This is a genomic window from Pseudomonas sp. B329 (genome assembly GCF_023127835.1).
GTDB lineage: Bacteria > Pseudomonadota > Gammaproteobacteria > Pseudomonadales > Pseudomonadaceae > Aquipseudomonas > Aquipseudomonas synxantha_A.
Genome location: NZ_SPKP01000015.1, coordinates 35123 through 46097 on the forward strand (window position 1 = coordinate 35123; position 10975 = coordinate 46097).

Annotated in this window: 11 protein-coding genes; 4 read left to right on the forward strand and 7 right to left on the reverse strand. The window is 59.3% G+C overall.

Annotated elements, in window-relative coordinates:
* The first annotated feature begins 5 nt into the window (after positions 1-5).
* The 4 genes from E4P00_RS09815 to E4P00_RS09830 all read left to right on the forward strand — a co-directional run bounded on the left by E4P00_RS09815 (position 6) and on the right by E4P00_RS09830 (position 1961).
* A complete protein-coding gene (locus E4P00_RS09815; protein WP_248131309.1) occupies positions 6-932 on the forward strand; it encodes an S-type pyocin domain-containing protein in 927 nt (308 codons plus the stop codon).
* Between the two features lie 4 nt (positions 933-936).
* Positions 937-1191, forward strand: a complete 255-nt coding sequence (locus tag E4P00_RS09820; RefSeq protein ID WP_032803300.1) for a bacteriocin immunity protein — start codon at positions 937-939, stop codon at positions 1189-1191.
* A gap of 218 nt (positions 1192-1409) precedes the next feature.
* Complete coding sequence (locus tag E4P00_RS09825) at positions 1410-1676, forward strand: bacteriocin immunity protein (protein ID WP_348984607.1); 267 nt, start codon at positions 1410-1412, stop codon at positions 1674-1676.
* 30 nt (positions 1677-1706) lie between these two features.
* Positions 1707-1961 carry a bacteriocin immunity protein gene (locus E4P00_RS09830; RefSeq protein ID WP_087945225.1) on the forward strand — a complete coding sequence of 85 codons (255 nt, stop codon included), beginning with the start codon at positions 1707-1709 and terminating at the stop codon, positions 1959-1961.
* 147 nt (positions 1962-2108) lie between these two features.
* Here the strand turns inward: E4P00_RS09830 and E4P00_RS09835 are convergent, their stop codons facing one another.
* Genes E4P00_RS09835 through E4P00_RS09865 form a run of 7 tightly spaced genes read right to left on the reverse strand, consistent with a single transcriptional unit; the run spans position 2109 to position 10531 of the window.
* The gene (locus E4P00_RS09835) at positions 2109-3110 is read right to left on the reverse strand and encodes a PleD family two-component system response regulator (RefSeq protein WP_032877485.1); all 1002 of its coding nucleotides are present in this window, start codon (positions 3108-3110) and stop codon (positions 2109-2111) included.
* 52 nt (positions 3111-3162) lie between these two features.
* Positions 3163-4173 (reverse strand): chemotaxis response regulator protein-glutamate methylesterase, encoded by a 1011-nt coding sequence (locus E4P00_RS09840; RefSeq protein ID WP_078820447.1) that lies wholly within the window; start codon positions 4171-4173, stop codon positions 3163-3165.
* Complete coding sequence (locus E4P00_RS09845; protein ID WP_032877487.1) at positions 4170-6449, reverse strand: hybrid sensor histidine kinase/response regulator; 2280 nt, start codon at positions 6447-6449, stop codon at positions 4170-4172. The genes E4P00_RS09840 and E4P00_RS09845 overlap by 4 nt, the downstream gene beginning before the upstream one ends.
* The gene (locus tag E4P00_RS09850; protein ID WP_032877488.1) at positions 6446-7147 is read right to left on the reverse strand and encodes a chemotaxis protein CheW; all 702 of its coding nucleotides are present in this window, start codon (positions 7145-7147) and stop codon (positions 6446-6448) included. The genes E4P00_RS09845 and E4P00_RS09850 overlap by 4 nt, the downstream gene beginning before the upstream one ends.
* Entirely contained in the window at positions 7144-8400 is a 1257-nt protein-coding gene (locus tag E4P00_RS09855) for a protein-glutamate O-methyltransferase CheR (protein ID WP_032877489.1), read from the reverse strand. Before E4P00_RS09855 ends, E4P00_RS09850 begins: the two co-directional genes overlap by 4 nt.
* On the reverse strand, positions 8397-8909 hold the full coding sequence (locus E4P00_RS09860) for a chemotaxis protein CheW (RefSeq protein WP_248091045.1): 513 nt from the start codon (positions 8907-8909) through the stop codon (positions 8397-8399). Before E4P00_RS09860 ends, E4P00_RS09855 begins: the two co-directional genes overlap by 4 nt.
* Positions 8909-10531 (reverse strand): methyl-accepting chemotaxis protein, encoded by a 1623-nt coding sequence (locus E4P00_RS09865; protein WP_032877491.1) that lies wholly within the window; start codon positions 10529-10531, stop codon positions 8909-8911. The genes E4P00_RS09860 and E4P00_RS09865 overlap by 1 nt, the downstream gene beginning before the upstream one ends.
* Positions 10532-10975: the final 444 nt, after the last annotated feature.

Below are 10975 nucleotides of genomic sequence, written 5' to 3' on the forward strand. Positions count from 1 at the left end.
GCTTAATGGTCGGTGTTTCAGCGTTGGTCTATTCCCCCAAACTCGCAAATGGAGAACTTCCAGAGCGTTATGCGCTTGGTACACCGATCTCAACCTTGGTACCAGACCTCAACGAGTCGACGATAACCTCGGCAGTCAACGGCACAATCGACCTGCCGGTTCGAATGAGTTCGAAGACGGCTACCGATGGGCGGTCAGAAGTATTCGTGGTCACTGCCGACGGTACAAGCGTGCCTTCCAAGGTCAAGGTGGTTGCTGCGACCTATGATCCTGGGCAGAAGGTATACACCGTCACGACAAGTGACATTCCACCAAGAACGTTGATCTGGACACCTATCGTTGCCCCTGGGGATAGCTCAACAACGCTGCCCGTTGATCAACCTGAACCGCCTGTCTATGCGGGAGCTACCGTAACTCCCGTTGAAGGAAGGATTGACAGTTTTCCGGCCGCTGCTGAGGCGGGATTTGACGACTTCATCACTGTCTTCCCGGTCAACTCTGGCTTACCTCCCATCTATGTGTTTTTCAGGGATCAACGGGAAGACCCAGGAGTTGTGACAGGCAACGGGCAATCTATAACCGGTTCCTGGCTAGGAGCGGCCTCACAAGGCGAAGGCTCCCCTATACCTTCGCAAATTGCCGACAAGCTTAAAGGTCAGGAGTTTAAAAACTTCAGAGCATTTCGCGAAGCCTTCTGGAAAACGGTTGCCAATGACTCGGAACTGGCAAGTCAGTTCAAACGTCAAAATTTGTCGATAATGCTGGATGGGAAAGCTCCCTTTTCAAGCAAATCAGAGTGGGTGGGGAAATCTGTTAAATTCGAAATTCACCACAAAATTTTCATTTCTCAAGGCGGCGAGATTTTTGACATTGACAACATCTATATAGCCACTCCAAAACGCCATAAAGAAATTCATAGAAAAGGTATCTAAAAAGATGAAAACATTAATCACCGAATACACAGAGACCGAATTTCTGAACTTTGTAATCTCTCTTTGTGACAGCAGCGTTCGCACCGAAGAAGAAGACATTGAAATGGTTTTCGAGTTTGAACGCCTGACGGAGCACCCGGACGGAGCGGATCTAATCTACTACCCAAGAGATGACAGAGAAGACAGCCCAGAAGGAATTGTAAAAGAAGTCAAAGAGTGGCGTGCGAATAATGGCAAGCCTGGTTTCAGAATAGAATAACGCCGCCCTATCCCCTGCCATCGGTTCTACAACGATGGCAGACTTCTTATTTCACTCAACGAGTCGACAATAACCTCGGCAGTCAACAGCACAATCGACCTTCCGGTTCGAATGAGTTCGAAGACGGCTGCCGATGGGCGGTCAGAATCATAATGCTGAAATTTACGCATACCAACCCCTAAACGCCACATGGAGCCTCATAAGAAAGGAGCCGAATGATGAAACTCAAACAAAGTTTTTCCGAGTATACAAAAGATAAATTTTTATTATTCATGAAAGAAATACTCAAGGAAAATACCGCTCCAACCGATGAGCGACTAGATAAACTTTTACAACACTTCGAATTAATTACTGAACACCCAGAAGGAACAGACCTTATTTATTACACCGCACCGGACACAGAAAGTACAATTGAAGCTATAACTCAAAGAGTTGAAAACTGGCGAGCCACCAATAACAAGCCTGGATTTAAGGTTGAGCCATAATAAATACGGCCATTCAATTGGGTAATTAAGATGAAAACCTCAATTTCCGAGTACACAGAAAGCGAATTTTTAAGTTTTGTAACTTCTCTTTGTGATGCGAGTGCTCGCACTGAGGAAGAAGATGACGAAATGCTATTAGCATTCAAGCGACTTACGGAGCATCCTGACGGATCAGATCTTGTCTACTATCCAAGAGCTGACAGAGAAGACAGCCCGGAGGGCATTGTAAAAGAAGTTAAAGAGTGGCGTGCGGCTAATGGCAGGCCTGGATTTAAAATAGAATAATCTCTCTGCAATCCCCTTCCATCGACGCTACATAGATGGCGGGTTTCTTCGTTCAACCACGTTCATGTGCACTTAATCTGGACGAATACCGCGCTCACAATGTGGGAGGGAAGCCCCTCCCACATTTTAATGGGGTACAGCCTCAACTCACTCGATACCAACCTGGTTGCGCCCATTATGCTTGGCCGTATACAGCCCCTTGTCCGCCGCCATGATCAGTTGCCGGCAGTCCGTGCCCTGCACCGGCGTCAACGTCGACAAGCCAATGCTGATGGTCAGGCTCGCCCCTTCTGCCGGGGCAATGTGCGGGATTTTCAGAGCTGCAACTGCCATACGCAGTTTTTCTGCCACCAAGCGCGCACCGCCCGGCGACGTGTTGGGCAGGACCAGGGCAAATTCTTCTCCGCCGTAGCGCGCCGGCAAGTCCGAAGGGCGGCTGCTGGCGTCGCGGATAGCGGCGGCGACTTTGCGCAAGGCTTCATCGCCTTCGACATGGCCGAAGCTGTCGTTGTAGGTCTTGAAGAAGTCCACGTCGATCATCAGCAGCGACAGTTGGGTCTGGTCGCGCATGGCACGGCGCCACTCCAATTCCAGGTATTCGTCGAAGTGGCGGCGGTTGGACAGCCCGGTCAGGCCGTCGGAGTTCATCAGGCGTTGCAGCACCAGGTTGGTATCCAGCAACTGTTGCTGGCTGACCCGCAGCGCACGGTAAGCCGCGTCACGCTGCAACAGGGTCATGTAGGAGCGCGAGTGATAGCGGATACGCGCCACCAGCTCGATGTTGTCGGGCAGCTTGACCAGGTAATCGTTGGCGCCGGCCGCAAAGGCCGCACTCTTGATCAGCGGGTCTTCCTTGGTGGACAGCACGATGATCGGGATATTCGCGGTCGCCGGGTGATTGCGGTACTCACGCACCAAGGTCAGGCCGTCGAGGCCGGGCATTACAAGGTCCTGCAGGATCACCGTCGGCTTGATGCGGATCGCCTGGGCAATCGCCTGGTGCGGGTCGGCGCAAAAGTGGAAGTCGATGTTTTCTTCATGGGCCAGGCCGCGCCGCACGGCTTCGCCGATCATGGCCTGATCGTCGACCAGCAGCACCATGGCGGCGTTCTCATCGGTCTTGAAGTCGTCGAGTTGTAAATCATTCATGTGCAGTCACCTGAATTACTACCTGCAAGCCAGCACGGCGGGAGATTTTCGATCATTTTGCAAAGACCTCCAGCAATCGGGGCGCAATTCTATCCAGTGGGCGAATTTCAACAGCAGCATCAATCGCCGCCGCCGCTTTGGGCATGCCGTACACCGCCGAGCTCTGCTGATCCTGGGCGATGGTCAAATATCCTTGTTCGCGCATCAGCTTGAGGCCCTGGGCCCCGTCGCGCCCCATGCCGGTCAGTAGTACGCCGACGGCGTCACCGGTCCAGTAACTGGCGACGCTTTCGAAAAACACGTCGATGGAGGGCCGGTAAATCTCGTTCACCGGCTCTGCGGTATAGGCTAGCGTGCCATTTTTCAACAAGCGAATATGGTGGTTGGTGCCGGCCAGCAATACCACGCCGGCCTGGGGCGGCTCGCCCTCACAGGCCAGGCGCACGGGCAGGCCGGAGGCGCTGCTCAGCCACTCGGCCATGCCGGCGGCGAAGACCTGGTCCACATGCTGCACCAGCACGATGGCGGCGGGAAAATCCCGCGGCAAGCCCTTGAGCAGAACCTCGAGGGCCGCCGGCCCACCCGCTGAAGAACCAATGGCCACTAGCCGTTGACGCTTGCCGGTGACCCGTTGCGGTGGGGGTTCGGCACGCACGCGCGTGCCGCGCTGGCCGATCAACCAACCGATATTTAGGATCTTGCGCAATAGCGGTGCCGCCGCATCCTTGGGGTTGCCTACGCCCAGCGCCGGGGTATCCACCACATCCAGCGCTCCGTGGCCCATGGCTTCGAATACGCGGCTGACGTTGGCCTGGCGGTCGACAGTAACGATCACGATAGGGCAAGGCGTGTCGGCCATGATCTGCCGGGTAGCCTCCACCCCATCCATTACCGGCATTATCAGGTCCATCAGGATCAGGTCCGGGGTCAGCTCGGCACAGCGCCGCACCGCTTCAAGGCCATTGCTGGCCACCCACACCACCTCGTGGGCGGGCTCAAAGCTCAAGGCGCGGCGCAAGGCCTCTATCGCCAGGGGCATGTCATTGACGATCGCAATCCTCATGCCCGGGCGCCTCCAATCAGTTCAACCACGGCGTCGAGCAAGGCGTCGTCATGAAAACTGGCTTTGGCTAAATAATAGTCGGCGCCCGCGTCGAGTCCACGACGTCGGTCTTCTTCACGATCCTTGTAGGAAACCACCATCACCGGCAACGATTGCAGGCGACTGTCACGACGCAAAAGTGTGACCAATTCAATACCGTCCATGCGAGGCATATCAATATCAGTGATAAGCAGGTCGAAGTCCTCGGAGCGCAATGCGTTCCAGCCATCCATGCCATCGACCGCAACAGCGACTTCATAACCACGATTGAGTAATAATTTGCGTTGCAGCTCGCGTACGGTCAGCGAGTCGTCTACCACCAGCACGCGCTTGCGCGGTGCTTCGGTGGCCTGCTGGCTGCGCCGGGCGATACGTTCCAGGCGGCCGGTGTTGAGCAATTTATCCACCGAACGCAACATGTCTTCGACATCGACGATCAACACCACCGAGCCGTCATCGAGCAAGGCCCCTGCGGAAATATCCTGGACCTTGCCCAGACGATCATCCAGCGGCAACACCACCAGGGTGCGTTCACCGATAAAGCGCTCCACGGCAATCCCGTACACGGCATCGCGCTCGCGGATCACCACGACTTTCAGGGTTTGCGAAGGACTCTGCCCCGGTGGGCGCTGCAGCAACTGGCTGGCGGCAACCAGGCCCACATGCCGGCCCTCGTGCCAGAAATGCTGGCGGCCTTCCAGTTGCACAATGTCGTCGGGAGCCAGGTCACACATGCGTTCAATGTGGGCCAGGGGGAAGGCATAGGCTTCTTCGCCCACGTCCACCACCAGGCTGCGCACCACCGACAAGGTCAACGGCACTTCCAGATGGAAGCGACTGCCCTGCCCCGCCGTCTGCTCCAGTACCACCGCGCCACGCAGTTGGCGAACCATGTGCTGCACCGCATCCAGGCCAACGCCACGACCGGACACCTCGGTGACCTTGTCGCGCAAGCTGAACCCCGGCAGGAACAGGAACGTCAGTAATTCCTCTTCGCTCAGGCGCAGGGCAGTTTCCACCGGCGACAGATTACGTTCGACAATGGTGCCGCGCAGCCGCTCCAGGTCGACACCGTTGCCGTCGTCGCTCAATTCCAGTACCAGCAACCCGGCTTGATGGGACGCACGCAGGCGGATCAGGCCTTCCGCCGGTTTGCCTGCCAGCAGCCGCTGCTCGGGCGTTTCGATGCCGTGGTCGACAGCATTGCGCAGTAAATGAGTGAGCGGTGCTTCAAGTTTTTCCAGGACGTCTCGATCGACCTGGGTCTTTTCGCCTTCGATTTCCAGGCGCACTTGCTTGCCCAGGCTGCGACCGAGGTCACGCACCATGCGCACCTGCCCCGCCAGCACGTCGGCAAACGGTCGCATGCGGCAGGCCAGCGCGGTGTCGTATAGCACCTGGGCGCGCTGGCCTGCCTGCCAGGCGTACTCGTCAAGTTCCGCGTTTTTATCCGCCAGCAGTGCCTGAGCTTCGCTCAACAAGCGGCGGGTATCGGCCAGGGCTTCCTGAGTCTCAAGATTCAAATCCAGGTGCTTGAGGTGACCGTCCAGGGTATCGAGGGCGCGCAGGCTGTTGCTTTGAATGCGCTTGAGGCGTTGCATACTGGCCAGGTGAGGCTTGAGCCGCTGGGTTTCCACCAGGGACTTGCTCGACAGGTCCAACAGGCTGTTCAAGCGCTCGGCGGTGACCCGCAGCACGCGCTCGCCACCCTCGGTGATGCGCTTGTTCTGACGCGGTGGCTCACTGCTGACGGGCGGTGCAACCTCTGGCTCTTGCGGCAATGCTTCAACGATAGGCGCCGGAGCAGGCTCGGGCTCAGCTTTTGGCGCAGGCGTAGCGGGTGGCTGCGCCGGGTCAAGCAGACGCTCCATCAACGCCACGTACGCCTGGATATCCAACGGCCCCACGCTGTTGCCTGGCGTGGCGATACGCATCAGCAGGTCAGTGCCTTGCAACAACGCATCGATATGTTCCGGTTGCAGGTACAGACGACCTTCCTGGGCGCTGACCAGGCAGTCCTCCATGACGTGGGCCACGCTGACCCCGGCATCCACGCCAACAATCCGCGCCGCTCCCTTGAGCGAATGTGCGGCGCGCATACAGGCTTCAAGTTGATCCGCCTGCGTCGGGTTGCGCTCCAGGGCCAGCAGGCCGGCGCTCAAGACCTGGGTTTGCGCATCGGCCTCCAGGCTGAACAGCTCCAACAGCGAGGCATCACGCATCTGATCGGGGGTCATGCGAGGCTCCGGGTCACGGCGGACAACAATTGCGTTTCGTCCAGCCAGCGCAGGCTGCGGCCTTTGAACTGCAACACACCTTGGGTATAGCGTGCGCTGGCCTGGGTACCGGAGGCCGAGGCCGCGTTCAAGGTGCGCTCATCGATGGCATGAATGCCATCCACCTCATCCACCGGCACGACGATCGGACCGTCCTGGGCGGCAATGATCAACATGCGCGGCATGATCCGCCCGCCACTGGGCACGCTGCTGGTGCTGTCCAGGCCCAGCAGTTCCACCAGCGACAGGCACGCCACCAGCGCACCTCGCACGTTGGCCACCCCCAGCAGCGCACGGGAACGTTGGTGCGGCAAGGAGTGGATCGGTTGCAATGGCGCCACTTCCACCAGGCAGCGGGTGGCGATACCGAGCCATTCTTCACCGAGGCGGAACATCAACAGCGAACGGGTGACCACCTCGCTACCCGCTTCGGCGGCGGCCTGCGGGCGCTGATCATCCTGCTGCAGGGCATAGCGGTCGAGCAGGCGCGTGGCGGCGGCGGAATACACCGAGCAGTTGCGGCAGTGAATATGCTCGTCCAGCAGTGGGCAGGACCTGTCGCCATGAATGCCGATACGGTTCCAGCAGTCATCGATGGCTTGGGTATCGGTCAGCGTCAGGTCCAGGCCTGCGGTGTCGAGCGCGTCAGGGCTGTTCATCGTTCGGACTCACTGTGTGCTCGCTCGCTACGGGCGGCGCGGGCCTGTAGCCGGCGCGCTCCCGCACTGTCGCCCTGGGATTCGAGCAACGCGGCCAAATGCATCAAGGCCTGCGAATGCTGCGGTTCCAGGTACAAGGCTTTTCGGTAATACCCCTGGGCTTCCAAGGCGCTGCCGGCAACATCGCTGAGCAACCCCAACCAGTAGAACACCTGGGCAACCGGCGGGTGGCTGCTTAAATAACGCTCACAGGCGGCCCGGGCCTCGGCACTTTTGCCTTCATTGGCCAGGGTCGCGATCTGGCCGAGCAAATCCCCTGCGTCGGTGTGGGGCACCTTGACCGGCGGCACCTGAGTGCTGACCGTGCTGAACGGACGCGGCTTGAGTGGTATCGGTGCTGCACTGCGCTGCGGTGCTGGCGCAGGCATCGGCACGAATACCGGCGGCGGGGTCTGCTCTATGTGTCGACTGAAGGCAAAGGATTGCGGCACGCCAATCGAACGCATGCCATGGCGCCCCAGCAGGCTGCCCTCGGCCGGGCCGATAAACAGCACACCGTCCACGTGAGTCAGTTCCTTGAGCACATCAAAGACTTGCTTCTGGGTCGGCTGGTCGAAGTAGATCAACAGGTTGCGGCAGAACACAAAATCGTAGGTCGGCTCGTTGGCCAGCAGTGTCGGGTCGAGCAAATTGCCCACTTGCAGACGCACTTGCTCGCGCACCCGGTCGGCGATGCGGTAACCGCCCGTTTCTTCTGTGAAGTGGCGGTCGCGAAATTCGAGATCGGCCCCGCGAAACGAGTTCTTGCCGTACACACCGCGCCGGGCACGTTCCACCGACAGCGGGCTGACGTCCATCCCCTGAACCTTGAACTGATGGGGCGCCAGGCCCGCATCCAACAAGGCCATGGCAATCGAATAGGGCTCTTCGCCAGTCGAACACGGCAGGCTGAGGATGCGCAGCGCGCGCATCTGCTTGATCTCGGCCAGGCGCAGCAGGGCCAGGCGAGCCAAGGTCGCGAAGGATTCGGGATAGCGGAAAAACCAGGTCTCGGGAACGATCACCGCTTCGATCAGTGCCTGCTGCTCGTCGTGGGAATGTTGCAGGAGCTGCCAGTAAGCTTCCGTCGACTGCGCCTGGGAGGCTTGGCAGCGCTGGCGCACCGCACGCTCGATGATCGCCTCGCCCACCGAGGCAACGTCCAGGCCGATGCGTTCTTTCAAGAACGCCGAAAAACGCGGGTCACTGCTCATAGGCTTAACTCGGCGCAAAACAGCAAGGCGCGTACTTCAGCGCTCAGCAGTTCGGCAATGCCAATCCACTGCATCAAGCCCTGTGCATCCTCGCGTACCGGCCCCAGGTAGGGCGCCTGCTGGTTGTCCACGCCATAAGGCTGGAACTCGGCGGGGTCGCAACGCAGGGTGTCGGTGGCCTGCTCCAGGATCAGCCCCAGCCCACGCGCTTCACTCCAGGGTTGCGGCTGGTAGTTGACCAGCACCAGCCGCGTGCTGGTGCGAGCCTGGGCCGGGGTGCCGAACGTCAGGGCACTGACATCGATTACCGGCACCAGCGTACCGCGATGCGCAAAAATACCCGCCACCCACAGTGGCGCATGGGCGATGGGTTTGAGCGGCAGGCGCGGCAGCACCTCCGCCACTTCGGTGGCCTTGAGGGCAAAGCGTTCGTTGCCGATGCGAAACACCAGGAACAACGCCGTTTTCGCTGCCGGGACGGCGACGCGTTTAGCCGCGAGATCGCTCATCAGACTTTGAAACGCGACACGCCACTGCGCAGACCCACCGCGACCTGGCTCAGCTCATCAATGGCAAAGCTGGCCTGACGCAGGGATTCGACGGTCTGGCTGCTGGCATCGCCCAATTGCACCAGCGCGTGGTTGATCTGTTCGGCGCCGGTGGCCTGGGCCTGCATGCCTTCGTTGACCATCAACACCCGCGGCGCCAGGGCCTGTACCTGGTGGATGATCTGCGACAGTTGCTCGCCCACTTGCTGCACTTCGAACATACCCCGGCGGACTTCCTCGGAGAACTTGTCCATGCCCATCACGCCCGCCGACACCGCTGACTGGATCTCACGCACCATTTGCTCGATGTCGTAGGTTGCCACGGCAGTCTGGTCGGCCAGGCGGCGCACTTCGGTGGCCACCACGGCAAAGCCGCGACCGTACTCACCAGCTTTCTCCGCCTCGATGGCGGCATTGAGAGACAACAGATTGGTCTGGTCAGCCACCTTGACGATGGTCACCACCACCTGGTTGATGTTGCCGGCCTTCTCATTGAGGATCGCCAGCTTGGCGTTGACCAGGTCGGCGGCGCCCATCACCGAGTGCATGGTCTCTTCCATGCGTGCCAGGCCCTGCTGGCCGGAACCGGCGGCCACCGAGGCCTGGTCGGCGGCGGTGGACACTTCGGTCATGGTACGCACCAGGTCCTTGGACGTGGCCGCAATCTCGCGGGAGGTGGCGCCGATTTCCGTGGTGGTGGCTGCGGTTTCCGTGGCGGTGGCCTGTTGCTGCTTGGAGGTCGCGGCGATCTCGGTGACCGAGGTGGTGACCTGCACCGACGAACGCTGCGCCTGGGACACCAGGGCAGTCAGCTCGGTCATCATGTCGTTGAAGCCGGTTTCGACCGCGTTGAATTCGTCCTTGCGCTCCAGGTTCAGGCGCTTGCTCAGGTCGCCGGTACGCATGACTTCGAGGATCTGCACGATACGCTGCATCGGCGCCATGATCGCGCGCATCAGCAACAGGCCGCACAGCGCCGCGGCGAGAATCGCCAGCAGCAGCGAGACGCCCATGCTGACCTTTGCCGCTGCTACGGCATCATCGATGGCAGCGGTGGCATTGTCGGCGACCTGTTTGTTCTCATTGATGATGTCGTTGAGCTTCATGCGGCCTGCGGTCCAGGCGGGGGTCAGTTGCTCGTTGAACAGCCTCAGCGCCTCGGCCGGGTTGTTGCTCTGATGAGCCGCCAGGACCTGGGCAAGAATGGCGTTGTAGTTCTGGTGCAGTTTTTCGAAGGCATCGAATTCGGTGCGATCCTGGGTGATATTGATCGTGCCCGCGTAACTGGCCATGTGCTGCTCAAGCCGCGCTTCGAATGACTTGTAGTCCTGCTTGTCTTCATCGGAAATGCCCTGGTTTTCGTGGATCCCGACCAGTTCCTGGGTTTGCAGGTAGCTGTCGACCCAGGCACTGCGGATCATCGAACTGAAAAACACGCCGGGCACGGCGTCGTCGCGCACGGAGTTTTCGCTGGCTTCGATCTTGAGCAGGCGCGAATAGGAGAGCACCACCATCAGCAGCATGATGGCGATAATTACCGCAAAGCTCGCCAAAATCCTTTGGCGCAGGGTCCAGTTCTTCACAGTAATTCCTCACAGGGGCATTCAAATGGAGGGGAGTATAGCTGAGCGGATGCTCGGGTTTATCAACGCTTTTGAGGGGGGATCCACAGAATGCGTAAGTGGGATGGGTGGTACGTGTGCCTAGGGAGATCCAACTGATGGGCCGCAGTTCAAATGTGGGAGGGGGGCTTGCTCCCGATGGCGGTCTTGTAGTCGACCGGGATCTTGGATCAGACCGAGTACATATCCATTGCTGCGGTAACGGTTGCTATTGGTTCCGCTTTTACAGCGGGTCACTTTTGGAAAAGAGCCCGGAATGCCGGCCCAGCCAAAAGTAACCAAAAGGGCTCTTGCCCCACCACTCGGCACCTCGCTTAGGCTCGGTGTGCCCGTAATCCGCCATGGATTTGGGAGGCCGCCGCCACGCGCCATCCATGGCGCGGGGCGGCTAAACCGGCATCCCTG